Annotated in this window: 26 protein-coding genes and 1 pseudogene; all 27 read left to right on the top strand. The window is 50.8% G+C overall.

Features of this window, described 5'->3' with window-relative positions:
• Positions 1 to 345: 345 nt before the first annotated feature.
• The 27 genes and pseudogenes from DWZ93_RS04125 to DWZ93_RS04265 all read left to right on the top strand — a co-directional run bounded on the left by DWZ93_RS04125 (position 346) and on the right by DWZ93_RS04265 (position 26,796).
• Positions 346 to 3,456 (top strand): hypothetical protein, encoded by a 3,111-nt coding sequence (locus DWZ93_RS04125; protein ID WP_118452078.1) that lies wholly within the window; start codon positions 346 to 348, stop codon positions 3,454 to 3,456.
• 51 nt (positions 3,457 to 3,507) lie between these two features.
• Entirely contained in the window at positions 3,508 to 4,881 is a 1,374-nt protein-coding gene (locus tag DWZ93_RS04130) for a ParB/RepB/Spo0J family partition protein (RefSeq protein WP_270843176.1), read from the top strand.
• Between the two features lie 309 nt (positions 4,882 to 5,190).
• Positions 5,191 to 5,547 carry a DUF7768 domain-containing protein gene (locus tag DWZ93_RS04135; RefSeq protein WP_178105371.1) on the top strand — a complete coding sequence of 119 codons (357 nt, stop codon included), beginning with the start codon at positions 5,191 to 5,193 and terminating at the stop codon, positions 5,545 to 5,547.
• On the top strand, positions 5,534 to 6,619 hold the full coding sequence (locus tag DWZ93_RS04140; protein WP_117854411.1) for a DNA cytosine methyltransferase: 1,086 nt from the start codon (positions 5,534 to 5,536) through the stop codon (positions 6,617 to 6,619). Before DWZ93_RS04135 ends, DWZ93_RS04140 begins: the two co-directional genes overlap by 14 nt.
• 4 nt (positions 6,620 to 6,623) lie before the next feature.
• Positions 6,624 to 7,337, top strand: a complete 714-nt coding sequence (locus DWZ93_RS04145; RefSeq protein WP_117854412.1) for an antirestriction protein ArdA — start codon at positions 6,624 to 6,626, stop codon at positions 7,335 to 7,337.
• Positions 7,338 to 7,351: 14 nt separating this feature from the next.
• Entirely contained in the window at positions 7,352 to 8,401 is a 1,050-nt protein-coding gene (locus DWZ93_RS04150) for a hypothetical protein (protein WP_118426947.1), read from the top strand.
• 91 nt (positions 8,402 to 8,492) lie between these two features.
• Positions 8,493 to 8,963, top strand: a complete 471-nt coding sequence (locus DWZ93_RS04155) for a PcfB family protein (RefSeq protein ID WP_025543433.1) — start codon at positions 8,493 to 8,495, stop codon at positions 8,961 to 8,963.
• Entirely contained in the window at positions 8,960 to 10,783 is a 1,824-nt protein-coding gene (locus DWZ93_RS04160; protein WP_117854418.1) for a VirD4-like conjugal transfer protein, CD1115 family, read from the top strand. Before DWZ93_RS04155 ends, DWZ93_RS04160 begins: the two co-directional genes overlap by 4 nt.
• An 89-nt stretch (positions 10,784 to 10,872) precedes the next feature.
• Positions 10,873 to 11,013 (top strand): Maff2 family mobile element protein, encoded by a 141-nt coding sequence (locus DWZ93_RS04165; RefSeq protein ID WP_118452079.1) that lies wholly within the window; start codon positions 10,873 to 10,875, stop codon positions 11,011 to 11,013.
• Positions 11,014 to 11,205: 192 nt separating this feature from the next.
• Positions 11,206 to 11,406, top strand: a complete 201-nt coding sequence (locus DWZ93_RS04170; protein WP_117659859.1) for a DUF6199 family natural product biosynthesis protein — start codon at positions 11,206 to 11,208, stop codon at positions 11,404 to 11,406.
• An 84-nt stretch (positions 11,407 to 11,490) separates the two neighbouring features.
• On the top strand, positions 11,491 to 12,525 hold the full coding sequence (locus tag DWZ93_RS04175) for a hypothetical protein (RefSeq protein ID WP_118447846.1): 1,035 nt from the start codon (positions 11,491 to 11,493) through the stop codon (positions 12,523 to 12,525).
• 384 nt (positions 12,526 to 12,909) lie between these two features.
• Positions 12,910 to 13,200, top strand: coding sequence for a hypothetical protein (locus DWZ93_RS14685; protein ID WP_158574276.1), 291 nt, complete (start codon positions 12,910 to 12,912; stop codon positions 13,198 to 13,200).
• Positions 13,201 to 13,238: 38 nt separating this feature from the next.
• Positions 13,239 to 13,634, top strand: coding sequence for a plasmid mobilization protein (locus DWZ93_RS04190; RefSeq protein ID WP_002594236.1), 396 nt, complete (start codon positions 13,239 to 13,241; stop codon positions 13,632 to 13,634).
• Positions 13,606 to 15,231 (top strand): relaxase/mobilization nuclease domain-containing protein, encoded by a 1,626-nt coding sequence (locus tag DWZ93_RS04195; protein ID WP_002594235.1) that lies wholly within the window; start codon positions 13,606 to 13,608, stop codon positions 15,229 to 15,231. Before DWZ93_RS04190 ends, DWZ93_RS04195 begins: the two co-directional genes overlap by 29 nt.
• Complete coding sequence (locus DWZ93_RS04200; RefSeq protein ID WP_002594234.1) at positions 15,221 to 15,607, top strand: cysteine-rich VLP domain-containing protein; 387 nt, start codon at positions 15,221 to 15,223, stop codon at positions 15,605 to 15,607. Before DWZ93_RS04195 ends, DWZ93_RS04200 begins: the two co-directional genes overlap by 11 nt.
• A 130-nt stretch (positions 15,608 to 15,737) precedes the next feature.
• Positions 15,738 to 16,478 carry a replication initiator protein A gene (locus DWZ93_RS04205; protein WP_002594233.1) on the top strand — a complete coding sequence of 247 codons (741 nt, stop codon included), beginning with the start codon at positions 15,738 to 15,740 and terminating at the stop codon, positions 16,476 to 16,478.
• A complete protein-coding gene (locus DWZ93_RS04210; protein ID WP_002594232.1) occupies positions 16,475 to 17,329 on the top strand; it encodes an ATP-binding protein in 855 nt (284 codons plus the stop codon). The genes DWZ93_RS04205 and DWZ93_RS04210 overlap by 4 nt, the downstream gene beginning before the upstream one ends.
• Positions 17,326 to 17,520: a transposon-encoded TnpW family protein gene (locus tag DWZ93_RS04215; RefSeq protein WP_002594231.1), complete on the top strand. Its 195-nt coding sequence runs from the start codon at positions 17,326 to 17,328 to the stop codon at positions 17,518 to 17,520. The genes DWZ93_RS04210 and DWZ93_RS04215 overlap by 4 nt, the downstream gene beginning before the upstream one ends.
• Before the next feature lie 127 nt (positions 17,521 to 17,647).
• Entirely contained in the window at positions 17,648 to 19,273 is a 1,626-nt protein-coding gene (locus tag DWZ93_RS04220; RefSeq protein ID WP_002594230.1) for a recombinase family protein, read from the top strand.
• A gap of 85 nt (positions 19,274 to 19,358) precedes the next feature.
• Positions 19,359 to 19,454: pseudogene (locus DWZ93_RS14930) on the top strand (Maff2 family mobile element protein); the annotation flags it as partial.
• A 41-nt stretch (positions 19,455 to 19,495) separates the two neighbouring features.
• Positions 19,496 to 20,362 carry a VirB6/TrbL-like conjugal transfer protein, CD1112 family gene (locus DWZ93_RS04230; protein ID WP_118426945.1) on the top strand — a complete coding sequence of 289 codons (867 nt, stop codon included), beginning with the start codon at positions 19,496 to 19,498 and terminating at the stop codon, positions 20,360 to 20,362.
• A gap of 41 nt (positions 20,363 to 20,403) precedes the next feature.
• A complete protein-coding gene (locus DWZ93_RS04235; RefSeq protein ID WP_023042361.1) occupies positions 20,404 to 20,943 on the top strand; it encodes an MT-A70 family methyltransferase in 540 nt (179 codons plus the stop codon).
• Between the two features lie 42 nt (positions 20,944 to 20,985).
• On the top strand, positions 20,986 to 21,408 hold the full coding sequence (locus tag DWZ93_RS04240) for a SpoVG family protein (RefSeq protein WP_330417401.1): 423 nt from the start codon (positions 20,986 to 20,988) through the stop codon (positions 21,406 to 21,408).
• Positions 21,409 to 21,417: 9 nt separating this feature from the next.
• Positions 21,418 to 22,071, top strand: a complete 654-nt coding sequence (locus tag DWZ93_RS04245; RefSeq protein WP_117506429.1) for a DUF7007 domain-containing protein — start codon at positions 21,418 to 21,420, stop codon at positions 22,069 to 22,071.
• 44 nt (positions 22,072 to 22,115) lie between these two features.
• Positions 22,116 to 22,502 carry a PrgI family protein gene (locus DWZ93_RS04250; RefSeq protein ID WP_023042364.1) on the top strand — a complete coding sequence of 129 codons (387 nt, stop codon included), beginning with the start codon at positions 22,116 to 22,118 and terminating at the stop codon, positions 22,500 to 22,502.
• Positions 22,420 to 24,849: a VirB4-like conjugal transfer ATPase, CD1110 family gene (locus tag DWZ93_RS04255; RefSeq protein ID WP_416810430.1), complete on the top strand. Its 2,430-nt coding sequence runs from the start codon at positions 22,420 to 22,422 to the stop codon at positions 24,847 to 24,849. The genes DWZ93_RS04250 and DWZ93_RS04255 overlap by 83 nt, the downstream gene beginning before the upstream one ends.
• Positions 24,850 to 25,128: 279 nt before the next feature.
• A complete protein-coding gene (locus DWZ93_RS04265; RefSeq protein WP_117855351.1) occupies positions 25,129 to 26,796 on the top strand; it encodes a C40 family peptidase in 1,668 nt (555 codons plus the stop codon).
• The last annotated feature ends 12 nt before the right edge of the window (positions 26,797 to 26,808 follow it).

A 26,808-nucleotide genomic window follows, 5' to 3' on the forward strand; every position in this document is an offset into this window, starting at 1 on the left:
ATATAATAGAAATCTGAAAAGGAAAAAGTCATAGTGTCCTTGACAAAGGGTACACTTTATTGGTGGGTCAATTTACTCAAAATGAGAAGTGGTCCGTTAAGGGGGCACTTATGGGTGAGTGTTGGTATAAGGATTGCTGTGTGTCGGAATATCTAGATAATCTGAGGTGTGGTAAGCCGGAGTTTGAGGATGGGAATAAGAAGATGAGGATGTTGATACAGTCGGAGGAAGTGCAGAAAATTTTGTCTACTATTATAGTATAAAACCGAGCACATATTGTGAACTTATTAAGAAAAAACCTCAGTGATTACTTGAACTGGGTGTATAAATAAAGGATTTTCGCTTATGAAAGAAAAAATAAAAGATGCTATAGTCGATTTATTATTAGATGGTGTTAAAGAAAAATTAGATAGTGTTAAGGAAAATTATAAATGGCAAAAGCTATTTGTTTCAACAGGGGATTTTTTTGTGAATAATCCGGATGTTTTGGTGAAATTTGAAGATGATTTATATTCCGTATTTTCAAAGGATAATCTAATTAGGATAGCGAAAAGATTAAAAGATAAGAATGGATATGATTTTTCGCAATTACTTCATAATGAGTTATATGATTTGATGGTGAGTTATGAAATTCCGATAATGGAGACAGAAACGTATATTCATCACTTTATGCAGGTTATAATAACTTATTTAGAAGAAAATGATTCGGATAAAGCATTGGAAATGTTTTTGGGTGATATGAGAAAGGAAATCGGAACTTATTTTGTTGCATTAGAATCAAAATTAGAATTAGTTTTAAATCAAATCTCAAATTTAAATAAAGAGAAAATAACTACCTATTCAATAGCGGATATTGATGCGCAGATTAGGAGAGAAACAAAGTATAAAGGAATGGGACTTGATTTTTTCAAACTTGATGATGAACAATTCGAATCAAAATTCCAAAATTCTCTAAATGATACAAAGATATATGTTGTTGGAAAATCGAGAGAAGAGACAACTTATAGAATTTTAAATGAATTAAAAAATAAGAATTCGAAAAGAATCACATTGGTGGTTAAGTCGGAGAAAGAGTGGAATAAATTACAACATTCAAATTTGTCAGGGAATATTTTAGTGCCGTTTTTTTATGCAGATAGGATAGTGGTAATTCCTAATAATACCAATATTTTTATATATGGTGAAGATGAACCTTGCTATACACAAAATAAATTGATTCTGAGAAAAAGGACAAAAAGAAATATTATAGATTCATTAGAAGAACTTGGTATAGATGCAAATGAAGCCTATAAGATGGTGGATAATACCCATGGATTATATGTGCCATTAAAGAAAAAGCTTTTTGATGGTGCGATGTATGATAAGCCAGATTGGGTAGAAGGCCATTCAGATGTGGTTATATCTGCTCTTTTATGTGGTAAATGGACTGAAGCAACCGGAGATGTATTGGTTTTCGAAGAATTGTCAGGAAAAGCATACAGTGACTGCAAAAAAGAATTGGGAAAGTATTTACATAGAGAAAATCCATACATAGTATCGAATAATAGCTATAGAGGGAGCAATATGCAACTTGCTAGTGTAGAAGATGCATGGGAAGAGTTGGATCTTTATATAAATGATGAGATGTGGGATAAATTTATAAGTCTATTTTATGAGGTTTTGATAGAATCAGAGCCTATTTTTGAGTACCCTTTTGAAAAGCATTTTGAGGCGAGTATTTACGCAAAGAAACCAGAGTGGTCTCCAACGTTAAAAAAGGGGATGATAAGAACTCTTATTATGCGTGCGTATTATAGAGGGCATGAAGAAAATCAAAAGCAAATTGATAATATAGTAGCAAAAGTTTTGGATACTATTACCAGTAAAGAAAGATGGGGATATATTTCACAATATTTGCCAGAGTTGTGCGAAGCTTCACCGGAAAGTGTTTTAAGAAAATTAGAATCTGAAATAGAGGTATCCCAAGGCTTAATCGACTTGTTTGCAGAAAAAGGTGGAGACTTTATGACAAGTCGACATTACTATACCAATGTTTTATGGGCTGTAGAACAACTAATTCAGCAAAAGAAATATGTTGCAAGAGCTTTGGAGTGGTTATGGGAGATTGACTCACATAATATTAAATTTAGTATAAGTAATAGCCCTAAAGGTGTGTTAGATGTGGTCTTTTGTGCTTGGATTAATGAGAGTGCATTGACGGTTGAACAGAAAATTGAGTTAGCAAGGAGTGCAATTGAACGATATCCAAATGCTTGGGATGTTATTGCATCTAAATTGCCACATGGGACAAGTTCAATATGTTCAACATTGAATACACCTAAATACAGAAGAATAGATGAACCAGAAGAATTATACGTACATGAAGTAAATAAAACATATATTGAATATCTGAGAATGTGCATTGATAGAGCATACACGGGCGCTGACAGATGGATTAAAATACTTCAGCATGTAAAGTCTTATGATATAAATATTCAAAAAGAAGTATTTGAAAAATTAGTGTTTATTTGTAAAAAAATGAGTGACGAGGAAAAAATCAGGATAAAAAATGAAATAAGATATGAGATATTTAGACACAGATATTTTGAAGATGCAGATTGGAGTATGCCACAAGAAGTATTGCGTGAATATGAATGTGTAATGAGTAAAATAGTTGTAGGTGAAAAGATTTATGACTATTTGTATATTTTTTCGCATGTATATGATTTTCCGTTGCTTAATCCTATTCCATATTCTAAAGAAGAAAACACGGAAATACATAATCAAAATTATATATTAAGAGAGGAAGAGATTAATGCAAGAATCAAGAAATTTAAGGAGAAAGGATATTCAATAGATAGATTAATTCAATTGGCTGTGAAGGAAAAATATGACCTAGTAGGTGAAGTCCTGGCACAGTTTTATTGTGATGGGTTGTTTGATGAGAAAGTATTTTGCTCTTTAATGGAAAATGATAAAGAAGGAAAATATGTTTATGACTATGTAAGCTATCTATATAGAAAAGGAATTATAGATTTAAGCGAGGTTATAGAAAAGGTTAAAAGTATATCTGATAATAAAAATCTTCTAACAAACTTGATTTCATTAGAATTTGTAGAGAATTATGAAAATGCTCTTATTATAAAGGAAAATGAAGATATCAAGAAGATGTATTGGAGCAGAAATGTACGATTAAGGATATCAGATAAAGCGGAGCATAGAGTGTTTATATGGGCGATAAATGAGTGTAAAAAATATGGTTCATTCAATACATATTTAGAATTGCTGTATGATATAAAAGATAAAATTTCTGTTCAAGAATTATATAAAGCTACACTTGCAACGGTGTACAAAGGGAACATAATAAAAAACTTAATAATGGACTGCCAATCTTACACAAAGTACCGCCCAAATGAGACTACGGGCGGTATTTTTGTATCATGGCGGAGAAAGGAGGAACTTCCCACGGGGACTTGACTGAAAAGTTGAGCCCCTTTTTTCATGCCAAAAAACAGGAGGTAAATGCTTATGGCAGATGATAAAACCACAAAAACGCCGGAACAGCCGGTAACGGATACCGGACCGGGCAAAGAAACACCGCCTACTCCCCCAAAAGAGCCGGAGAAGGTTTCCGTTTCCCCGGAGCCGGAAAAAAAGACGGAACCGGAGGTAAAGAACCCGCAGGTTTCCGTCTATAACTTCACTGAAATTATGAAGGAAAAGAAAGCCGAGGAACGGGCGGCAGCTCCCGGCGTGGAAAAGCCTGACCCGGCAAAAACGGAAAAACCGGAAAAGCAGCCGGAGGCTCCGAAGAAAGCGGAGGAAAAACCCAAAGAGCCGGAACAGCCAAAGCGCCGGGGCCGTCCCCCGAAAGCAGATAAGGACAAGGCCGCAGCCCCAAAGCCCAAAGCCCCCGCACAGAAACCGGAAAAGGCGGTCAAAAAGGAACCGGAGAAAAAAGCAGCTCCAACGGTACAGGCCGCTTCCGCTCCGAAGGGACCCGAGAAGCCGAAGGATGCACCACGCCGGGGCAAGGAGCAGATCGTCTATATCAAGCTGAACGAGCTCCACGCCTTCAAGAACCATCCCTTTGAAGTCCGAGACGATGACGAAATGCGGGCTATGGTGTCCAGCGTCAAGGACAAGGGCGTTACCCAGCCTGCTATCGTCCGTCCCCGTGAGGATGGCGGCTATGAGATCGTGTCCGGCCACCGCCGCCAGAAGGCCAGCGAGCTTGCCGGATATGCGGATATGCCCTGTATTGTTCGCAATCTGACGGACGATGAAGCCATCACGCAGATGGTCGAGGACAATCTCAACCAGCGTGAAGAAATCCTCCCCAGTGAGCGGGCCAAAGCCTTGAAAATGCAGCTTGAGGCCATCAAGCACCAGGGCTCCCGCACTTCGGGCCAGATTGACCCGAAGGACGCAGGAAAACGCTCCAACGAAATTGTAGCCGAGCGCAATAAGATGGCGGTCAAGCAGGTGCAGCGGTATATCCGGCTCAATGAGCTGGTTCCCGACCTGATGAAGCTGATGGATGAAAAAAAGCTGGGCTTTACTACGGCGGTGGAGCTTTCCTATATCGGCAAGAAGAACCAGAACTATATCGCCGTCGCCATTGACAGCCAGCAGTCCTCGCCTTCACAGGCGCAGGCAAAGCGTATGCGTGAGCTGGACGAAAAGAAGCTGCTCAACGGGGATGTGATCGACGGCATTATGATGGAGGACAAAAAGGAGGTAGACAAAGTGATTTTGACAGGTGCGGAACTGAGCAAGTATTTCGGCAAGGAAACTACGCCGAGGGAAATGAAGGACCAGATTATCAAGCTGCTGGACGACTGGAAGGGCCAGCAGAAGGAACACGAAAAGCCGGAGAAGAAAAACGAACAGGAAAAGTAAGCCGAAACTTCGGGTCAACATGGCCCGAGGATTGCGGGGCTCTGCCCCGCACCCCGAAGCTCTGGAGATATAAATCATTCCCCGTCGCCAGTTATTCCGTAGCATAGCCGGGAAAATCAGTCAAGGGCAGCGCCGCCGCAGGCGGTGCCAGAGGCACCCTTGACGGATTTCTCCCGGTTATGCTTTTTCCCGGTCAAGCGACGGGGATATAAATTCTCCAGAGCCGTTCCCCTTCCCGGGGGAAGGGGCGGAGGGGTTGGGCGATACCTTGCTTTTCCCTAAACCAAAACAGAAATGGAGGCTCAACCAATGAAACGACCTTTAGCGTACCTGACCGCCGCATGGAGCGGCGAGCCGGATGTTGATATGGAGCTGGCGGCCCACTACTGCCGCCTTGCTTATGAGGCGGGCTTTTCCCCAATCTGCCCGCTCTTGTATCTGCCGCTGTTTTTGAATGACAGCGTTCCCGAGGAACACAAGGCCGGGATTGATATGCGCCGGGATATGCTGCGGCGCTCCCATACCCTGATCGTCTGCGGCAGCGTTGTGGACGAGGATGTAAAAAACGATATTGCGGTTGCCGGGCGGCTGGGCATTGCGGCGACAACGCTGGAAGGGGTGCTTGCCGTGAAGGGACACGGCACCCCGGGCTATGCCGGACATTAAGCTGGGGAGCCTTTTTGACGGGATCGGCGTGTTCCCTCTGGCTGCTTCCCGGTGCGGTATCCGTCCGGTATGGGCCAGCGAGATTGAAAAAGCGCCCATCTCCATAACCAAAAGGCACTTTCCCGATATGGCGCATTTGGGAGATATTACGAAGGTGGACGGCGGGAAAATCCCGCCGGTCCATGTGATAACCTTCGGCTCTCCCTGTCAGAACCTTTCTCTGATCGGCAACCGCTCCGGCCTTGCCGGGGCAAAATCAAGCCTGTTCTATCAGGCGTTTCGTATCATACAGGAAATGAGGGATGCTACTGATAACCTATATCCAGCTATCGCTGTTTGGGAAAACGTCATGGGAGCGTTTTCTACAAATGACCGGATGGACTTTAGAGCCGTCCTATCCGCCTTCTCGGACACCGAAGTTCCAATGCCTCCTTCGGGAAGATGGGGAAACGCCGGAATGGTGCGAGGGGGAACGCCTGATGTGTGCTGGCGGCTCATGGACGCCCAGTATTGGGCAGGCTCCCGAAGGCTGGCACGAAGGCAGCGGATTTTCGTCGTGGCGGATTTTGGAGGCAGACGTGCCGCAGACATACTATTTAAGCCCCGTCCAATGCTCCCACTTCCTCCGCCTTGCGGAGAGGGCGGGTGGGCCGCCGCCGAAGGAGATCGAACAGCTTCTTTTGAAACAGGGCGGCAGATACCAGTCATCCACCCCTTTCAGTGCTTCCGTATGCGGGGAGCGGCAAAAAGGCAGGAAGAAACGGCCTTCCGAAACAGCTTCGGATTACCAACTGACCCTTTTCCCACTCTTTTAGCCAGTGATGTAACGCCCTTTGCCTTCTGGTATGAGGGCGACCCGGAGGGCGGCTGCATCCGTTTTCTGACGGAAACGGAAAGCGAACGGCTGATGGGGCTGCCGGAGGGCTGGACAAAGTACGGGGCGGACGGCATGGAGATCCGGCCTCTGCAACGCTACAAGGCGCTGGGAAATGCGATTGCCCTCCCTTGCGCCGATTACATTATGGCCGGGATCTATGAGGTGCTGGCTGGCAGGGCCGGAAAGGAGGAATAAGCCCATGTTTGAAGCCTATATAACCAATACAGCCCTGTACCCCTTGATGGGGATCGAGGTAGGGACAACGGTACATTTCCCCATGACGACACAGGAGTTGCAGGCCGCCCTTGCCAAAATCGGGATAGACGGGAAACGGTACAGCGAAGTGTTCTTTACCAGCTTTGACAGTGATGTGCTGGGGCTCTACGATTATCTCTACGAATGTGAGAACATCGACGAGCTGAACGAGCTGGGCCACGCCCTGCTGGAAGTACGGGATAAGGGCGGACTGGAAACCTTTGAAGCCGCTCTTGTCTTGGGAAACCACACAAGGAGCGTGAAGGATTTGATAAACCTGACGCAGAACCTTGACCTTTACCGCTTTTACCCGGATATTTCCGATGATGAAGGGCTGGGCCGTCTTTACGCCGACGAGCTTGGGACTATCGACATACCGGAGCACATTCAGAACTACTTCGATTATGAGGCATACGGGCGGGATGTGCGTATCAACGAGGGCGGCGTATTCGCTCCCGGTGGGTATGTGTCGGCAGTCCCGGAGGGCTTCAAGGAGTATTACCACGGGCCGCAGGACATTCCGCCGGAACACCGGATATTTGCCTATCCTGAAAAGGCCGAGCCTGTCCACTCCATTCTCGCTGCACTCAAACGGTTTCAAGAAGCCCCACCCGCTCCGAAAAAGGACAAGGCGGGGCCTTCCCATGAAGAACGGTAAGACTTCGGGCCAGCATGGCCCGAAGCATAAAGGAGGTGCATACCATCAACTTTTACCCTATCAATGAAGGAGCCGCCCGCCGGGCAAAAGAAATGAACAGCTTTTCCGACTACAAGGAAGGGAGCGCAACGGCGGAATACCGGGCAATGGTGGATAAGGCCGCCGCCATAGCGGAAAAGCAGAAATCCCGGGTGGACCCCATGTACCATGAGAAGATCGACCATCTGTTAGACACCTACGCCCGCAAGCTGGCCGAAAACATGAACCAGGGCTTTGCCATTGACGCGAGGGTTCCCTCTGTGCTGATCGCCGGGCCTTCCAATTTCCCGGTGGGAAAGAAGGAAAAACAGAACCGGGCGCGGGACAGCAACATGGAGGAATGGCGGCATATTCAAGGGCTGCTGGATAAGATACGCAGCACCGGCATGGGCGGGATCAGCGCCGATGACCCGGCAGCGATTGAAAAGCTCCAGAAGAAGCTGGACGGGCTGGAACGCTCCCAGCTCATTATGAAGGAGGTCAACGCCTATTACCGCAAGCATGGCAAGCTGGACGGCTGTACGCTGCTGTCGCCGGACCAGATTGAAAAGCTGAAAGCAAGCATGGCGTCAAGTTGGCGAAGCGACCCGAGGCCCTTTGAAAGTTACCAGCTAACCAACAACAATGCGGAGATCCGCCGGGTAAAGGCCCGTATCGAACAGCTTTCCAAACAGGCACAGCAGGAATTTTCCGGCTGGGAGTTCGATGGGGGTCGTGTGGAAATGAACCGGGAGGACAACCGCTTGCAGGTGTTCTTTGACGGAAAGCCTGACGCGGACACCCGGGCCGAGCTGAAAAGCAGCGGCTTTCGTTGGGCTCCCAGCGTGGGCGCATGGCAGAGGCAGCTCACGGACAACGCCATCCGGGCGGCTGACCGTCTGGAATGTATCAAGCCGCTGTCCGGCGAAAAGCCCTCCCAGCTTCAAAAGAAGCCCTCTATCTTGCAGACCATGCGGGAACAGGGCGAAAAAGTCCAGACGGAGCCGGAAAAGAAAGCTCCGTCCGGCAGAGATGCCGAGCGGTAAGCCTCGGGCCACATTGGCCCGAGGTTTTCTGTTCCCCGAGATTGTACGGGGGCCTCCCGGATAGCGAGAACCCCGACGGAAAGGAGGTTTTATGCAGGAAGAAGTAAACCAAAAAACGGTTGCCCTTTCGATCAGGACAACGAAGCTCACAGGAAAAGTGCTGGCTGCCGCTCTTGGCAAGGTGGTTCGGGCGCTGCAAAAGCACCACCAGAAGGCGCTGACCCCGCAGGGACGCCAGAGCGTGAAAAAGCTGATGAACCACTATGGCGGCAAAAGTGCCATGCCCTATGTGGGAGCTCCAAAGGATTTTGACCGGATCGCGAAGGAGTTCCATGTGGACTACGCTTTCCATAAAGTGAGCCCCGGTCATTACCTGCTGTTTTTCAAAGCCAATCAGGCGGACGCTATCACGGCGGCCTTCCAGAAGTACAGCGCAAAGGTGCTGAACAAAGAGCAGGACAAGGCTTCCATCCTCGGTCAGCTTCGGAAATTCACGGAGCAAATCAGGACGCAGGCAAAGGAAAAGCAGCGGACCAGAGAGGCGGTGAAGGACGGACGTTGAGTGACAAGATCAGAAAATATGTGCTCCCAAACCTGCCGTACCTCTTTGTGTTCTGGTTTTTCTCCAAAATCGGGACGGCCTACCGGATCGCCCCCGGCACAGACTTCGGGACAAAGCTCATGGGGATGCTTGATACCTTCCCCAAAGCCTTTGAAACCTACTGGCCGGGGCTTGGCAGTATTGACCTGCTGGTGGGCCTTGCCGGTGCGGCTGGGGTGTATCTGCTGATACAGTCAAAGATCAGGCAGGCGAAAAAATTCCGGCGGGATGCGGAATACGGCACCGCCCGCTTTGGAACAAAGGAGGATATAAAGCCGTTTGTAGACCCTAAATTTCAGAACAATGTCATTCTGACCGGGACGGAGTTCCTTACCATGAACACCCGTCCGAAGATACCTGCCAATGCCCGGAACCTAAACGCCTGTGTCATCGGCTCGTCCGGCTCGGGAAAGACAAGGTTCTGGTTGACCCCGCAGCTCCTTCAAGCCCATTCCTCGTATGTGGTGGTAGACCCGAAGGGCGGCACCCTCGACCAGTGCGGGCGGTTTCTGCAACGGGAGAAATACAGGGTGCGGGTGTTCAACAGTATCGACTTTTCAAAATCCATGCACTACAATCCGCTGGCCTATATCAAGACAGAAAGCGATGTTTTGAAATTTGTTACCGCCCTGATCGCCAACACCAAAGGCGACGGCAAGGAGGGCGACGAGTTCTGGACAAAAGCAGAAACCCTCTTGTACTGCGCCCTTGTGTCCTACATCGTCTTTGAGGGGCCGGAGGAAGAACGCAACATGAATACGCTGGTGGAAATGATAAACAGCATGGAAGTCCGGGAGGATGACGAAACCTTCAAAAATGCGGTGGACTATATGTTTGACGGGCTGGAACGCCGCAGCCCCCAGCACTTCGCCGTGAGGCAGTATAAGAAATACAAGCTCGCCAGCGGCAAGACAGCCAAAAGCATCTTGATTTCCTGCGGTGCAAGACTGGCTCCCTTTGATATTCCCCAACTTCGGGAGATCATGTCTTATGACGAGCTGGAGCTGGATAAGCTGGGGGATGAAAAATCGGCGCTGTTCTTTCTTATCAGCGACACGGACACCACCTACAACTTTTTGGTTGCCCTCGCTTTTTCGCAGATGTTCAACCTTCTGTGTGAACGGGCTGACAACACCTATGGCGGGCGTCTGCCCTATCATGTGCGGGTGCTGTGGGACGAGGCTGCCAACACCGGGCAGGTGCCGGGGCTGGAAAAGATTGTGGCCGTCATCCGCTCCCGTGAGATCAGCCTGACGCTTTTTTATCAGGCAATGAGCCAGTGCAAGGCATTGTACAAAGACCATTCCGAAACCATCATGGGCAACATGGACAGTATCGTATTCCTCGGAGGCCGGGAGGCTTCCACCCTAAAGGATATTTCGGAAAACTGGCTGGGCAAGGCCACCATCTCTATGCAGACCGAGGGCCGAAGCCGGGGACAGTCTGAAAGTTACAGCCAGAATATGCAGCGACTTGGCCGGGAGCTGATGACCACCAGCGAGATCACCACCATGCCCGGGGATAAATGTATCTTGCAGCTTCGGGGGCTCCCGCCCTTCCTGTCCCCGAAGTATGACTTGAAAAAGCACCCGAATTACAAGTACACAGCCGAATTTGATAAAAAGAAAAACGCCTTCCGCTTGGAAAGCCTGTTCCGCCACCGACCATTGAGACTAAAGCCGGAGGACGAATACACGGTGTACGAAGTGGACGGCTCCGACACGGACGAAGAAGCTGACCTGTTGAATTTCGATGATCTGGACAGCGACGAGTTTGTGTAACTTCGGGCCATGATGACCCGAAGCGCCGCCGATATGGGCGGCTTTTTTTGTACCCAAAACCATCAAACAAACAAAATGGAGGAACGTATATGGAATTTTTCAATCAGGCAATCGACATTCTTAAAATTCTGGTCATGGCTCTTGGCGCCGGTCTGGCGGTGTGGGGCGTCATCAACCTTCTGGAAGGTTACGGGTCGGACAACCCTGCGGCAAATGCTTATGTGTCATAAAGTAGCATATAAAAATTGATATGCAGCCCTACTATTCCAAACAAACATTGTTAAAAATGACGAAATCTTTTGAGGTTTTACATATCATATCGTGAATAACGCTTGATTTATCGGCATTTTCATGGTAGCATTATCCTAAGATATAGTGTAGAAATGTATACAAGGATACTTAGTTGAAAGGAGGGAAATTTGGTGGACTATTTATGGGTGTTGGTATTATTGATTTTGGGAGTTTGTATGGTCTGTTATCCTAAAATATTATGGAAAATAGAAAATTTATTCACAGTAAAAAATGGTGAACCAACCGAACTATATTTAGTATTAATGCGGATTGGTGGTGTATTTTTTATTATTTGTTCAGTTGGTATGATTATATATCTAATTATAAAATGAAACACCCTTATAGTTCTTAAATTGTATCCTATTATTCGAATTCAATAATTTCAAGAAAGGAGTAAACTGTATGAATAAAACTGTATGAATAAGATATTTAAAAAGGTTATATCATTGGCACTTATAGGAACGCTATGTATAGGTGCAAGTACGACGACTTTTGCAAGTGAGTTATCGCCGGAAGCAAAGGCAGAAGCGACACAAACTAATGAAAGTGAGCGGAAAGTAAATTGGTGGCAAGTTGGTTGGAAAGTTTTATCCGACTATTTTGAAAAACTTATCGATCTTGATGGACAGAGCGTAAAAGATAGTAATTGGGCATATCTTGTGTCTCCGAGTATTGAATTTAATACTGGCGAGATGGGAAATGAAGTATACTTTAAACCAGAAGTAAATAATTCAGTTGGTTCAATGCGTATGCATGGACATCGAGTGATTTTTGTTGATATTTTTGCTAAAATCAATCTTATTTTGTCTGATGCAAATAACGATACTGTTAGTAGTGCCGTTACAGAAACGAATCAGTATATGTTTTACGATAAAAAAGCGAGTGATCCTGCCGGAAAGTGGAAAGCTCAGTTTATTTCTTCTGAAAGTTTCAAATGGCAGTGCTATTATGCACACTATTATAATGCAAATACTAGAAGTGCATTGCCAGAAGTAGAGGATGGATTTTATTTTGGAGATAATAATCGAGTTTTTCAATTTTCTGAAAATCCATCACCAGCTACTTTAGCAAATAATAAGATTTTAACCATGACTGAATTAAATAATCAATTTATTAACCCTGCCGACGGCGAAGCTGTTGATTATCTAAAAGACTATGCTCCTGGAGATGAGGTTCATTTCGCAGATAAAGTTATTGATATAACTTATAATGCAGATGAGAAAGCCACAACCATTTTCTTTGATGAAAAAGTTTCTGGTGATCTTATTGGATGGAAATTTAATGGTGATTTAACAAATGAATATGCTATAGGAGATACAGTCAGCTTAAATTTTAATGTTGTTAAAATTGGAGAATACAACAATATTATATTTGAAAGTCTTGATTACTTTGAAGAAGCATTTTCACATGAAGATGGAGGAAAATATCCTGATATAAATAATTATAGATAATTTCTGGCTTTTCCTCTGACAGCCACACAGAAACAACCCTATCATAAGATGATGTTTCATTTTAAAATTGAATAATCGCCACCCCGCAGCGGCACACAAAGCAGTAAATCCGAAAAAGATTTGCTGCTTTTTTTGCGCCCATTTTTGGCAAATTTCCAAAAGTTCTGTATTAGACAGTGAAACCAAAAAAGGCTGCCGTTTTTTTCAGACAGCGGGCAAAACACAGTTTCCAAAACGCCTTATTGTCGGGAAAGACCGAGCTGCCGGAAAAGTTCTTGCCGGAAAGTCCGTCCATTCTGCTCTTTTGTGGTTTGTAGGGAATAAGGGGGAGAATGCCAGCCCGCCGCCTTTTATAAAAAAACTGGTTATAGATTTCTCGAAAAAGTGGCAGTAGCAAATGAGGGCAATCCGGCAGCTCTTTATGAAAAAAGCTGGTTGCGATTTTCTGAAAAAGTGGCAGTAGGAAGTGAACGGCAGTCCGGCATTTTCTTAGAGCAAGATTCTACCGAGGTGCCAAAATTCGCTTATCGCTCATTTTGCCCCTGCGGGAATCTTGTTGGGGAGTGCCTTCCCCAAACCCTGCTTATGCGGCTTGCGCCGCTGAAAAACCCCTCAAAATATTTTTCGGATTTTTCAAAAACAGTTCCGCTTCACACCCTGTTTTTCTCCTATTAGTGAGAGGACACCACGCACAGAAAGGAGGTCAACCACCTATGAAACGATACAACACGCCGCACCGCAGCCGGGTAGTCAAAACACGCATGACCGAGGAAGAATACGCCGAGTTTGCCCAGCGGCTTTCTGCTTACCACATGAGCCAAGCCGAGTTTATCCGGCAAGCCATAACCGGGGCAGCCATACGCCCCATCATAACCGTTTCCCCCATCAATGACGAGCTGCTTGCCGCTGTCGGGAAGCTGACCGCCGAATACGGGAGGATCGGCGGCAACTTAAACCAGATAGCCCGGACGCTGAACGAGTGGCACAGTCCCTATCCGCAGCTTGCCGGGGAGGTACGGGCGGCGGTTTCCGACCTTGCTGCCCTAAAGTTTGAAGTCTTGCAGAAAGTGGGTGACGCTGTTGGCAACATTCAAACATATCAGCTCTAAAAACGCCGACTATGGCGCAGCGGAAGCCTATCTCACATTTGAGCATGACGAGTTTACCATGAAAGCCACCCTTGATGAAAACGGGCGGCTGATACCGAGGGAGGATTACCGCATTTCTTCCCTCAACTGCGGGGGCGAGGATTTCGCTGTTGCCTGTATGCGAGCCAATCTCCGCTATGAGAAAAACCAAAAACGGGAAGATGTGAAAAGCCACCACTATATCATCAGCTTTGACCCACGGGACGGGACAGACAACGGCTTGACCGTAGACCGGGCGCAGGAGCTGGGCGAGCAGTTCTGCAAGGAGCATTTCCCCGGACACCAAGCCCTAATCTGCACCCACCCGGACGGGCATAACCACAGCGGGAATATCCATGTGCATATCGTCATCAACTCCCTGCGGATTTACGAAGTCCCGCTTCTGCCCTACATGGACAGACCAGCCGACACGCTGGAGGGCTGCAAGCACCGCTGCACCAACGCCGCTATGGAATATTTCAAGAGCGAAGTCATGGAAATGTGCCACCGGGAGGGGCTTTACCAAATCGACCTCTTGAACGGCAGCAAGGAACGGATAACCGAACGGGAATACTGGGCGGCAAAGAAAGGGCAGCTTGCCCTTGACAAAGAGAACGCCGCCAGAGAAGCCGCCGGACAGCCGACCAAGCCCACCAAGTTTGAAACGGACAAGGCGAAGCTGCGCCGGACGATACGGCAGGCACTTTCCCAAGCTGGCAGCTTTGACGAGTTTTCTTCCCTTTTGCTGCGGGAGGGTGTGACCGTCAAGGAGAGCCGGGGGCGGCTTTCCTACCTCACGCCGGACAGGACAAAGCCTATCACAGCCCGAAAGCTGGGGGACGATTTTGACAAGGCTGCTGTCCTTGCCCTGCTCACGCAGAACGCCCACAGAGCTGCCGAACAGACCAAAGCCATACCCGAATACCCTGCCGCAGTTAAAAAGCCGTTACAAGGGGAAAAAGCTGCAAAAACCACCCCGGCAGACAACACCTTGCAGCGCATGGTTGACCGGGAAGCCAAGCGAGCCGAGGGCAAGGGCGTGGGCTATGACCGCTGGGCGGCAAAGCACAACCTAAAGCAAATGGCAGCTACCGTTACCGCCTATCAGCAGTACGGCTTTTCCTCCCCGGAGGAACTGGACGAAGCCTGTTCTGCCGCCTATGCCGCCATGCAGGAAAGCCTTGCGTGGTTGAAGCAGGTGGAAAAGACGCTGAACGGGAAAAAGGAGCTGCAACGGCAGGTGCTTGCCTATTCCAAGACCCGCCCTGTCCGGGACGGGCTGAAACAGCAGAAAAACGCCAAAGCAAAAGCAGCCTACCGTCAGAAGCATGAAAGTGACTTTATCATAGCAGACGCAGCCGCCCGCTATTTCAGGGAGAACGGCATTTCCAAGCTGCCGAGCTATAAATCCCTGCAAGCAGAGATTGAAAGCCTTATCAAAGAGAAAAACAGCGGCTACAACGATTACCGGGCAAAACGGGAGGAGTACCGCCGCTTGCAGACTGTCAAGGGCAATATCGACCAGATTTTACGCCGGAGCGAGCCGCAGCGCAGAAAGGAGCAGAGCCATGAACGGTAATATCCCCCGCATGGACTACCGCCAGTACCGGGCAGCCCGCCGCCTTGTGCATGAGTGCTGCAACTATGACAGCGGGAACTGCCTGCTGTTGGAGGACGGCGAGCCTTGCGTGTGTGTACAGAGTATCAGCTATTCGCTGCTCTGCCGCTGGTTTACCGCCGCTGTCCTGCCCCTTGATGAAGCACTGGAAGCCGCCCTCTTGCGCCGGGGAAGCCGGAAACGCTGCGCTGTCTGCGGGGCGTTCTTCTTCCCAAAATCCAACCGGGGGAAATACTGCCCGGACTGCGCCGGACGCATGAAGCGGATAAACGCCGCCAAACGGAAGCGGAAACAAAGGGAGAAATGTCACGCTTTAGGGCATTTCAAACCCGCATAAATCAAGGCTTTTTTGGAGGGTGTCAAAGGGTGCGTGATACATTTATCCTTTTCCCTTAAAAACGCCCCCTAAAAGCGTAACAGAACCCACAGACAGACACCACAAGGAGGTGAACCCTATCGCTGATTATATGACCGCAGGAACGGAGCTGCCCGCTTACCTGCCTTACCCCCGTTTCCTGCTGGAAACAGACCTATCCCACACCGCAAGAGAGTTATATGCGCTGCTGTTAGACCGTTCCACCCTTTCGCAGAAGAACGGCTGGCAGGACAGCGAGGGACGGACATACATTGTCTACCCCATAGCAGAGATAGCGGAAATGCTGGATAAAGGCTGCACCACCATAAAGGGCGCACTGAACGAACTGGACGCTGCCGGGCTGCTGGAACGCAGACGGACGGGCTTTTCTGCCGCCAACCGTCTGTATGTGAAAGTGCCGCCTATCCCAGTGGTACAGTTTTCCGACCAACTGACGGACGGAAAACCGCCCCTCATAAGGGCGGGAAACCGACCAACTGACAGCCGGAAAACTGACCTTATGACGGTCGGAAAACCGTCCCCTAACCAAACTAATATAAACAACCTAATAGAGAGCCAAACAAAAGGAGCGAGTGAGGGGCAGCCCCCCGCCGCTTATGGCAGATATAAAAATGTATTTCTTTCTGACACAGAACTTTTGGAGCTGGAACAGGACTTCCCCGGCAAGTGGGAGTATTACCTTGACCGCCTTTCCTGCCACATCGCTTCCACCGGGAAGCAGTACCAGAGCCATGCAGCCACCATTTACAAGTGGGCGCAGGAGGACGCTGCCAAAGAGAAGCCAAAGAAAGGCATACCGGACTATTCATTCAAGGAGGGAGAAAGCCTATGACCGATACAATCCACAACACCATACTGCCTATGACCGACACCACAGCCGAGCCGGAGGATTACACCGGGGAGGACGGGCTTTTATACTGCGGCAAATGCCGGAAACCCAAAGAAGCCTATTTCCCGGAGGGCAAGACCTTTTTCGGGCGTGACCGCCACCCGTCAGAGTGCGACTGCCAGCGGGCAGCCCGTAAGGAACGGGAAGCCGCCGAGAAGCGGCGCAGCCACCTTGAAACGGTGGAACGGCTGAAACGGCAGGGCTTTACAGACAAGACCATGCAGGACTGGACATTTGCCAACGATAACGGCAGCTGCCCGCAGATGAAGAACGCCGCCGGATATGTGGCACGCTGGGAACAGATAAAGGACGGGAACTACGGGCTGCTCTTGTGGGGCAGGGTAGGCACTGGGAAAAGCTATTTTGCCGGGTGTATTGCAAACGCCCTCATGGAGCAGGAAGTCCCGGTGTGCATGACAAACTTTGCAGCAATATTAAACGACCTTGCCGCCAGCTTTGCGGGCAGGAACGAATATATTTCCCGCCTTTGCAGCTTCCCCCTGCTCATCATTGACGATTTTGGAATGGAGCGTGGCACAGAATACGGTCTGGAACAGGTCTACAATGTGATTGACAGCCGCTACCGGAGCAGGAAGCCGCTGATTGTGACGACCAACCTCACGCTGGAGGAATTGCAGCACCCGGAGGACACCGCCCACGCCCGGATTTATGACCGCCTGCTTGAAATGTGTTCCCCTCTCTGCTTTACCGGGGAGAATTTGAGGAAAGCCGCCGCACAGGGAAAAATGGAACAGCTGAAACGGCTGCTTGCCGGAAAGGAGATTTGCCTATGACCGACACCCAGAGAAACAAACGCCCTGCCCGCCGCCCGGACTGCGTGACCGAAACGAGGATAGGCAACACAATCCTTGTGGTGTCTGGCTTTTTCAAGGAGGGGGCGACCGACACCGCCGCTGACAAGATGATGAAAGTGCTGGAAGCAGAAGCCGCCGCCGGATATTTGACCTGTGATAAGCCTGATTGAAAAACCGTCATTTTTACCGACCGTAAAGAAGCAGATTTGACGCTTTTGCCGCTATACAGACAGCCGCCCCATGTGGTACAATCAAGGTACGGAATAGTGGGGCTGGCTGTCGGAAACGGAGGAATTTATGTTAAGACAGACCACCCAGCAACTCATTACCGCCCTTTACCCAAGACTGTCCCATGAGGACGAGCTGCAAGGCGAGAGCAATTCCATTTCCAACCAAAAGAGGATTTTGGAAACCTATGCCAAACAGAATGGATTTTCTAATCTGCGCTGGTACACCGACGACGGTTATTCCGGTGCGAACTTTCAAAGACCCGGATTTCAAGCCATGCTTGCAGACATTGAAGCAGGGAAAGTCGGGACAGTTATCGTCAAGGATATGTCGAGGTTAGGGCGAAACTACTTACAGGTGGGAATGTACACAGAAATGATTTTCCCACAGAAAGGTGTCCGCTTCATCGCTATCAATGACGGAGTGGACAGCGCACAGGGGGAAAATGATTTTGCCCCGCTGCGGAACATTTTTAACGAATGGCTGGTGAGAGATACGAGCAAGAAAATCAAGGCAGTAAAACGCTCTAAGGGCATGAGCGGAAAGCCCATCACAAGCAAGCCCGTCTATGGCTACCTCATGGACGAGGACGAAAACTTTATCATTGACGAGGAAGCCGCCCCGGTGGTACGGCAGATTTACAGCCTTTGCCTTGCCGGGAACGGTCCGACCAAGATAGCCCGTATGCTGACCGAGCAGCAAATCCCCACGCCGGGGACGCTGGAATACCGCAGGACGGGCAGCACCCGCCGCTACCACCCCGGCTATGAGTGCAAGTGGGCGACCAATACCGTGGTTCATCTGCTGGAAAACCGGGAATATACGGGCTGTCTGGTAAACTTTAAGACCGAGAAGCCGTCCTACAAGCTGAAACACAGCATAGAAAATCCCCCGGAAAAGCAGGCGGTTTTTGAGAACCACCATGAGCCTATCATTGACCGGGAAACGTGGGAACGGGTGCAGGAGTTACGCAAGCAGCGCAAACGCCCCAACCGTTATGACGAAGTGGGCTTGTTCTCCGGCATACTCTTTTGTGCCGACTGCGGCAGCGTCATGTACCAGCAGCGATACCAGACGGACAAGCGCAAGCAGGACTGTTATATCTGCGGAAGCTACAAGAAACGCACCGCCGACTGCACAGCGCACTTTATCCGCACTGACCTCTTGACCGCTGGCGTACTCTCCAATCTGCGGAAAGTTACCAGCTATGCGGCAAAGCATGAAGCCCGGTTTATGAAGCTTTTAATCGAGCAGAATGAGGACGGGGACAGACGCAGGAACGCCGCCAAGAAAAAGGAGCTGGAAGCCGCCGAGAAACGCATAGCCGAGTTATCTGCTATCTTCAAGCGGCTGTATGAGGACAGCGTAACCGGGCGCATATCGGACGAGCGTTTCACAGAGCTGTCGGCAGACTATGAAGCCGAGCAGAAAGAACTGAAAGAACGTGCCGCCAGACTGCGGGAAGAACTTTCCAAAGCGCAGGAAGCCACCGCAAACGCTGAAAAGTTTATGAATGTGGTACGCAGGCACACTACCATTGAAGAACTTACCCCTACTCTGCTGCGGGAGTTTGTGGAGAAAATCGTTGTCCATGAAAGCGTTGCCCTTGACGGGAAACGCCGGGGCAAGTTACGCAGACAGGAAATCGAAATCTATTATTCTTTTGTCGGCAAGGTAGAACTGCCCGACACCTAACCGCCCGACCTATCCGACATACCTCATGTGCCGGATAGGAACGGCAAAATTTTTTACACTTCTATTACTTCTTTATCACACATAAGCAAAATCACAGGGCATTAAGCAGCTCATGGCGGGTGGCGGTGTCGTTCTGATCGGCCTTCAGCTTATCCCTCTGCTGTCCGGCCTGTTCAGCTAAGTGTCACCCGTTGTCCCTTTTTCCAGAAAAGGAGCTGATGTATGGACTTTATCATCGACGCAATCGTTGAATGGCTGAAAGGTCTGCTCGTCGATGGTATCATGGGAAATCTGGACGGCCTTTTCGATAACGTCAATCAGAGCGTTGGCGAGATCGCCACACAGGTAGGCACGACCCCGGCGGACTGGAACGCCGGGGTCTTTTCCATGATACGACAGATCTCCGAAACTGCCATCCTTCCAATCGCCGGGGTCATCCTCACTTTTGTAATGACTTATGAGCTGATACAGATGCTCATAGAACGCAACAACCTACATGAAGTTGACACATGGATGTTTTTTAAGTGGGTGTTCAAAACCTTTGTGGCTGTGATGATCCTGACGAATACCTTCAATATCGTGCTGGCGGTCTTTGATGTGAGCCAGCATGTGATCCAGCAGTCAGCGGGCATTATCCAGGGCGGGACAGAGATCACGCCGGATGTGCTGGACAGTCTGCGGACAGAGCTTGAGGCGATGGAGTTAGGTCCCCTGTTCGGGCTTTGGCTCCAGTCCTTCCTGATCCAGCTTACCATGATTGCCCTTAATATCGTGATCTTCGTCATCGTATATGGCCGTATGATTGAAATTTATTTACTCACAAGTTTAGCACCTATCCCGTTTGCCACCGTCCCCAACAGGGAAACCGGACACATGGGGCAGAACTATTTCCGCTCCCTCTTTGCGGTGGGCTTTCAAGGCCTATTGATTTTAGTCTGTGTCGCCATCTATGCGGTGCTGATCCAGAGTATCGCCACCGACGGCGACCCTATCGGGGCGATCTGGGGCTGCGTGGGATATACGGTGCTGCTGTGTTTTACCTTATTCAAAACAGGCAGTCTTGCAAAATCCATCTTCGGCTGCCATTAAGAGACTTCGGGCCATTCTGACCCGAAGCGGAAAGGAGGATCATGCCGAAAGAAAAATTTTCGATAATCTATGCAGATCCACCGTGGCGGTATGAGCAGAAAAACAGGCAGGGATCAGCAGAACTTCATTATCCCACTATGAGTATTGAAGAAATCTGTTCCCTTCCGGTGGCCGACTTGGCTGCAAAAGACAGCGTTCTGTTTCTGTGGGCAACATTCCCACAACTGCCGGAAGCCTTAAAGGTCATTAAAGCATGGGGCTTTTCTTATCGTTCTGTGGCTTTTGTATGGATAAAGAGGAACCGGCGCTCCTACTCATGGTTTTACGGTCTGGGGTACTGGACCAGAGGCAATGCAGAAATTTGTCTTTTAGCAGTAAAAGGACATCCGAAGCGTAAGTCTGCCGGTGTCCATCAGCTTATTGTTTCCCCGATAGAGCGCCACAGTAAAAAGCCGGACGAGGCCAGGCGGAAAATTGTAGAACTGATGGGCGATATACCACGAGTGGAATTGTTCGCCAGAGAAAAAAAGCCCGGATGGGACGTGTGGGGAAACGAAGTTGAAAGCACTGTAAACTTGTAACAGTTTCGGGCCATGATGACCCGAAGCGGAAAGGAGAAATCCATGCAGGAAAAAACTGTGGGCGGAACACCAGCCGCCCCTTTGAAACTGGATGTAAGCGTGCGGGTCATCGAACCTGTGAAAAACCTCATGGGCTTTGCCAGCGTGAAATTCAATGACTGCTTTGTGGTGGAAAATCTGAAAATCGTACAGGGCAGCAAGGGCCTCTTTCTTGGGATGCCCAGCCAGCCGGACGGCAAAGGCGGCTACCGGGATATGGCCTACCCTGTCACAAAGGAGTTCCGGGAACAGCTCAATACCGCTGTTCTGCAAGCCTATGAGGCAAAGCTGGAACAGATGGCGGAGCGCGGCTCTGTGGGACGTGCGTCCATCAGCGACCAGCTCAAAGCCGGGAAAGCGGCTGCCGAGCAGGCAAAGGCAGAGCGGCCCCCAAAGGAAAAGACCAGCCGTGGTGCGGAGCGTTGACCTCGGGCCATGCTGGCCCGAAGCAGAAAGGAGGCGGGAACCATGCCACGCAAACGGACGGGCTATGACGCGGCCTGCTATTACGACGGAAAACTGCTGGGCCGCTGTACCAAAGCGGACAGCGACGCCTATACCCTGTTGATGAACGCCTGTGGTGGGGAGGCCGCCCGTGTCCTGCGGGAATACGCCTACTTTTCCCCGGAGCTGAAGGCCATCTTGGAAAAGGCGGCGCTCATGCAGGCGGACCGGAGCCGGACGGGCGGAATGTTCCATGCGCCGAAAAGCTCCCCGTGGGGCGAGGTGCAGAGCTGTGAAACCCTCTGTCCGGGGGTGTTTCTGGTATCTACCGCCAGCCACGGCGGAACGATGGTGGCAAATGAGGTAGCCGCCGTCCTCTCCCCGGCGGCGAAAAAGTGCGGCTTCAAGGATAAGGGTTATATCTGCTATGAGGAGGACGCACAGGAAAGTGTGGTGCTCCGGGAGCTGCTGGACAAAAAGCTGTGGAACATCCCTGACCGCATTAAGGACAAAGAACAGTTTGAAGAAAAACTCAATCAGTCCATCCGGCAGTATCACCCCGAATACTGGCGGGCAAGGCAGAGCGGACGAGAAGCCGTCGAAGCTGCCCGCAGCACAGCCCCGGCCAAAGAGGCCGCAAGATAACCTCGGGCCATGCTGGCCCGAAGCAGTAAAGGAGGTGTACTCAAATGGCCTATGTGCCAGTACCAAAAGACCTTTCCAAAATCAAGACAAAGCTGGCCTTCAATCTGACGAAGCGCCAGCTTGTTTGTTTTTCCGGCGCAGCGGCGGTGGGCCTCCCGGCTTACCTGTTTTCCCGTGGCAGTATCGGGAACAGCGCCGCCATGTTCCTGATGATCGGTCTCATGCTCCCGTTCTTCTTTCTGGCTATGTATGAGCGGGACGGCCTGCCATTGGAAAAAGTGCTGAAAAACATCATCCGCACCCGGTTCCTCTATCCCCGTGTGCGGCCTTACAAAACCGAAAATTTCTATGCGCTGCTTAGCGCCAGAAAGGAGGCGCAGCCGATTGCGAAACAGCAGAAGGGCCGGAAAGCCCGCAGGCAAAAAGCCTGAAAAGCAGGGCCTTCTCGGCCTGTTCACAAAGGGAAAGAACATTCCCACCACCGCCCAGCAGACCCTCCCTTACCGGGAAATGTACCGGGACGGGGTGTGCCGGGTAGCGGACCGCTATTACACCAAAACCATTGAATACGAGGACATCAACTACCAGCTCGCACAGTCCGAAGATCAGGCAGCCATCTTTGACGGGTGGAGCGCCTGCCTCAACTACTTTGACAGCAGCCTTCCGTTCCAGCTTTCCTTCCTCAACCACCGGAGCCGCCCGGGCAGCCGGTACAGCGTGAACATCCCCATGCAGGACGATGATTACAACAGCGTCCGGTGTGAGTATGTGGAAATGCTGGAAAACCAGATCGCCAAAAGCAACAACGGCATTGTCCGCACAAAGCTCCTGACCTTCGGCGTGAACGTGGACGACCTTCCCACCGCCAGGGCAAGGCTGGAACGTGTAGAGGCGGACATTTGCGGGAACTTCAAAAAGCTGGGCGTCAAGTGCCGTTCCCTTTCGGGGCTGGAACGGCTGGAGCTTCTTCACGGGCAACTCCACCCCGGCAGCGGCTCCCCCTTCCGGTTTTCATGGGATATGATCCCCAAAACCGGGCTTTCCACCAAAGACTTTATCGCCCCGGACAGCTTCGATTTCCGTTTCAGCCGACTGTTCCGGGTGGGGACGACCTGGGGCGCTGCCTCTTACTTGCAGATTTTGGCCTCGGAGCTCTCGGACAAGCTGCTGGCGGAGCTTTTGGAAATGGATGCGGAAATGACCATTACCCTCCATATCCAGACCGTCGATCAGGCCGCCGCCGTAAAATCCATCAAGGCCAAAGTCTCCGACATTGACAAGATGAAAGTGGAGGAACAAAAAAAGGCAGCCCGGTCAGGGTACGACATGGACATACTCCCGCCTGACCTTGTAACGTACAGCAACGACGCAAAGACCCTCTTGGAAGATTTACAGAGCCGGAATGAAAGAATGTTCCTTCTGACCTTCCTTGTGGTAAACATGGCCCCGACCCGCCGGGAGCTGGACAACGACCTGTTCACGGTGTCCGGTATCGTCCAGAAATACAACTGCACCTTGAAGCGGCTGGACTTCCAGCAGGAGGACGGTTTTCTTTCCAGCCTTCCGCTGGGCCATAACGGCATTGAGATCAAGCGCGGCATGACCACCAGCTCCACGGCCATTTTCGTTCCCTTTATGACGCAGGAGCTCCGCATGGATGGCGAAGCCGTCTATTACGGGCTCAACGCCCTTTCCCATAACGTCATCATGGCAAACCGGAAAAAGCTCAAAAACCCCAACGGCCTGTTCCTCGGTGTGCCGGGCTCCGGTAAATCCTTCGCCGCAAAGCGGGAGCTTGTGAACGTGTTCCTTGCCACAAAAGACCGCATTATCGTGGTGGACCCGATGGGCGAATACTCGCCCCTTATCAGGCGGCTGGGCGGACAGGTCATCGAGATCGCACCGGACAGCCCCCACCACATCAATCCGATGGACATTGATTTGAGCTTTGACGAGGAAAACCCGATGGCACTGAAAGCCGACTTTATCCTGTCGCTGATGGAGCTGATCGTCGGCGGCAAGGACGGCTTGCAGCCGGTGGAGCGTACCGTCATTGACCGCTGTGTGCGCCAGATGTACCGGGAACACTTGCAGGACCCGGAAACAAGCAAAATGCCGACCCTCCAAACCCTGTATGACCTGCTCTGTTCCCAGCCGGAGGGCGAGGCGGTGCGGCTGGCGACGGCCCTTGAAATTTATGTGTCGGGCTCCCTTAACGTGTTCAACCATGAAACCAATGTGGACTTAAACCGCCGTCTGGTATGCCTTGACTTAAAAAAGCTGGGGGCCGGGCTTCGGACGATTGCCATGCTCATTATGCAGGACTTGGTAAACTCGCAGGTGTCCATGAATTTCCTCCGCGGTATCGCCACATGGTGTTACTTTGACGAATTTCATGTGCTGCTCCGTGACCGTCTGACGGCAAGCTATTGTGTGGCGATCTGGAAAATGCTGCGAAAAAAAGGGTGCGTTCCGAGTGCTTTAACGCAGAATGTAAAGGATTTTCTGGCAAGCCCGGAGATTGAGAACATCTTTGAAAACTCGGACTTCCTTGTGCTGCTCTCGCAGGCACAGGGGGACCGGCAGATTTTAGCCAAACAGCTTGGGATCAGCCCCCACCAGCTTTCCTATGTGACCCATACCAATTCCGGCGAAGGGCTGCTGTTCTTCGGGAATACCACCATCCCGTTTGTTGACCGCTTCCCGCAGAATACCGAGCTGTACGCCATTATGACCACCCGCCCGGAGGACAAAAAACAGGAAATGAACCGGGCGTAACACACTTCGGGCCATGATGGCCCGAGGTTTGGAAAGGAGGGATACATTATCGGAAAGAAACCGGACAAACGGAATTTTCAAAGGCCGGGGCCGACGGAGGATACCGGGGACAATCGCCCCGGACCGGCAGAACGGGAAGGACCTTCCCCCGCACCGTCCCGACGTCTGCGGTTTGAGGACGAGGATGCCGGGCAGGACAGTCCTTCGGGCCATGATGGCCCGAAGTCCAAAAGCGGCAAGTTTCAAGAGGACAGCCGCAAAAGCCGTCCCTCTGACCGCATGAGGCAGGAGGATGAAGCGAGCAGGCCGCAGGATACCGGCAGGGCACAGGAGCCGGAGGGCTCCGCCGAGAAGGCCGGGAGTAAAAAGGACAAGTACCAGAAGGCGCAGGCCAAAGCGGAGCGCGCCGGGGAAAAGCTGGGAAAGGCCCGGGAGAAGCTGGATAAGGTCGAGGCGAAACGGGCGGCGCAGAAGCCGCCGGGGCTTGCGAAGAAAGCTGTCCGGGGAGCCCGCACCGAGGCATGGTTTTATCTCCACAACAAGATACACGAGGTTGAGCATGAAAATGTGGGTGTGGAAGGAGCCCATAAATCCGAGCTGGCCGCAGAGGCCGGAGCCCGGAAACTGACCCGGTATGCCAAACGCCGCTGGCGGGAGCACCCGGCCCGGAAGGTGGCAAAATGGGAACGGAAGGACATAAAAGCCCGGGCCAATATGGATTTTCAGAAGATGGCCTCCGAGCACCCGGAGCTTGCCAGCAATCCGCTTTCCCGTGTGCAGCAGAAATGGAAACTGAAACGCCGGTATTCCAAAGAAGCAAAGGCGGCTGCAAAACAGGGCGCAAAGACCGCAAAGAAAACCGCTGCCGCTTCGGGAACTGCGACCCGTCGGGCGGCACAGTTTGTGACCCGTCATCCTGTGGCGGTGCTGATCCTGCTCCTGCTGTTGCTGCTCTGTTTTCTTGTGTCGGCGGTAAGTTCCATTTTTCCCACGCTTGGCAGCGGCCTTGCCAATGCGTTATCCGGCACCTCCTACGCCTCGGAGGATACGGACCTGCTGGGGGTGGACGAGGACTACACGGCGCTGGAAAACGAGCTGGCGCAGACGGTAGCGAACATTGAAAGCACCCATCCCGGCTATGACGAGTACCGCTATTCCGTGGACGAGATCGGCCATAACCCCTATGAGCTGGCGTCCTATCTCTCGGCAAAGTACCATGTCTATTTCCGTGAACAGGTGCAGGACGAGCTGCGGGAGATCTTCGAGGCACAGTATGAGCTGACCTTGACGGAGGAAGTCGAGATACGCTACCGCACCGAAACCAGCACCGACCCGGAGACCGGGGAAACCACCACCGAGGAAGTCCCCTATGAGTATTACATCTTAAATGTGACCCTCACAAACAAGACGCTGCCCGCCGTGATCCTGCCGAGGCTTGACGAACAGCAGAGGCAGATATACACCGTTATGCAGCAGCTCAAAGGCAACAAGCCCTATCTGTGGGAGGGGATTTACAACGGCGGCGAAGATACCGGCCCCAGCTATGAGATACCCGGCGAGGCGCTGGATGACCCGGCTTTTGCGGCGCTCATGGAAGAAGCCACAAAGTACATCGGCTGGCCCTATGTGTGGGGCGGCTCCAGCCCGTCCACCTCCTTTGACTGTTCGGGCTTTGTCTGCTGGGTGTACACGGCCAGCGGCGTCCACAACCTGCCCCGTACCACGGCACAGGGCATTTATAACCAGTGCGCTATCATTTCCCCCTCCGAGGCAAAGCCCGGCGACATTATCTTTTTCACGGGAACCTATGACAGCCCCGGCCCTGTGTCCCATGTGGGGATTTATGTGGGCGACGGGATGATGCTCCATTGTGGTTCGCCCATCCAATACGCAAACATCAATTCAAGCTACTGGCAGACACATTTCTATGCCTTCGGGCGTTTGTGAGCCAGAGGAAAG

It is taken from the genome of Dorea sp. AF36-15AT, assembly GCF_003477705.1.
GTDB lineage: Bacteria > Bacillota > Clostridia > Lachnospirales > Lachnospiraceae > Claveliimonas > Claveliimonas ammoniilytica.

What these genes read in the sequence shown, in the direction of transcription:
- DWZ93_RS04125 (WP_118452078.1), top strand. Translation starts at nt 346, where the DNA reads ATGAAAGAAAAAATAAAAGATGCTATAGTCGATTTATTATTAGATGGT.
- DWZ93_RS04130 (WP_270843176.1), top strand. Translation starts at nt 3,508, where the DNA reads ATGGCAGATGATAAAACCACAAAAACGCCGGAACAGCCGGTAACGGAT.
- DWZ93_RS04135 (WP_178105371.1), top strand. Translation starts at nt 5,191, where the DNA reads ATGAAACGACCTTTAGCGTACCTGACCGCCGCATGGAGCGGCGAGCCG.
- DWZ93_RS04140 (WP_117854411.1), top strand. Translation starts at nt 5,534, where the DNA reads ATGCCGGACATTAAGCTGGGGAGCCTTTTTGACGGGATCGGCGTGTTC.
- DWZ93_RS04145 (WP_117854412.1), top strand. Translation starts at nt 6,624, where the DNA reads ATGTTTGAAGCCTATATAACCAATACAGCCCTGTACCCCTTGATGGGG.
- DWZ93_RS04150 (WP_118426947.1), top strand. Translation starts at nt 7,352, where the DNA reads ATGGCCCGAAGCATAAAGGAGGTGCATACCATCAACTTTTACCCTATC.
- DWZ93_RS04155 (WP_025543433.1), top strand. Translation starts at nt 8,493, where the DNA reads ATGCAGGAAGAAGTAAACCAAAAAACGGTTGCCCTTTCGATCAGGACA.
- DWZ93_RS04165 (WP_118452079.1), top strand. Translation starts at nt 10,873, where the DNA reads ATGGAATTTTTCAATCAGGCAATCGACATTCTTAAAATTCTGGTCATG.
- DWZ93_RS04175 (WP_118447846.1), top strand. Translation starts at nt 11,491, where the DNA reads ATGAATAAGATATTTAAAAAGGTTATATCATTGGCACTTATAGGAACG.
- DWZ93_RS04190 (WP_002594236.1), top strand. Translation starts at nt 13,239, where the DNA reads ATGAAACGATACAACACGCCGCACCGCAGCCGGGTAGTCAAAACACGC.
- DWZ93_RS04200 (WP_002594234.1), top strand. Translation starts at nt 15,221, where the DNA reads ATGAACGGTAATATCCCCCGCATGGACTACCGCCAGTACCGGGCAGCC.
- DWZ93_RS04205 (WP_002594233.1), top strand. Translation starts at nt 15,738, where the DNA reads ATGACCGCAGGAACGGAGCTGCCCGCTTACCTGCCTTACCCCCGTTTC.
- DWZ93_RS04210 (WP_002594232.1), top strand. Translation starts at nt 16,475, where the DNA reads ATGACCGATACAATCCACAACACCATACTGCCTATGACCGACACCACA.
- DWZ93_RS04215 (WP_002594231.1), top strand. Translation starts at nt 17,326, where the DNA reads ATGACCGACACCCAGAGAAACAAACGCCCTGCCCGCCGCCCGGACTGC.
- DWZ93_RS04220 (WP_002594230.1), top strand. Translation starts at nt 17,648, where the DNA reads ATGTTAAGACAGACCACCCAGCAACTCATTACCGCCCTTTACCCAAGA.
- DWZ93_RS04230 (WP_118426945.1), top strand. Translation starts at nt 19,496, where the DNA reads ATGGACTTTATCATCGACGCAATCGTTGAATGGCTGAAAGGTCTGCTC.
- DWZ93_RS04235 (WP_023042361.1), top strand. Translation starts at nt 20,404, where the DNA reads ATGCCGAAAGAAAAATTTTCGATAATCTATGCAGATCCACCGTGGCGG.
- DWZ93_RS04240 (WP_330417401.1), top strand. Translation starts at nt 20,986, where the DNA reads ATGCAGGAAAAAACTGTGGGCGGAACACCAGCCGCCCCTTTGAAACTG.
- DWZ93_RS04245 (WP_117506429.1), top strand. Translation starts at nt 21,418, where the DNA reads ATGCTGGCCCGAAGCAGAAAGGAGGCGGGAACCATGCCACGCAAACGG.
- DWZ93_RS04250 (WP_023042364.1), top strand. Translation starts at nt 22,116, where the DNA reads ATGGCCTATGTGCCAGTACCAAAAGACCTTTCCAAAATCAAGACAAAG.
- DWZ93_RS04255 (WP_416810430.1), top strand. Translation starts at nt 22,420, where the DNA reads ATGCGCTGCTTAGCGCCAGAAAGGAGGCGCAGCCGATTGCGAAACAGC.
- DWZ93_RS04265 (WP_117855351.1), top strand. Translation starts at nt 25,129, where the DNA reads ATGAGGCAGGAGGATGAAGCGAGCAGGCCGCAGGATACCGGCAGGGCA.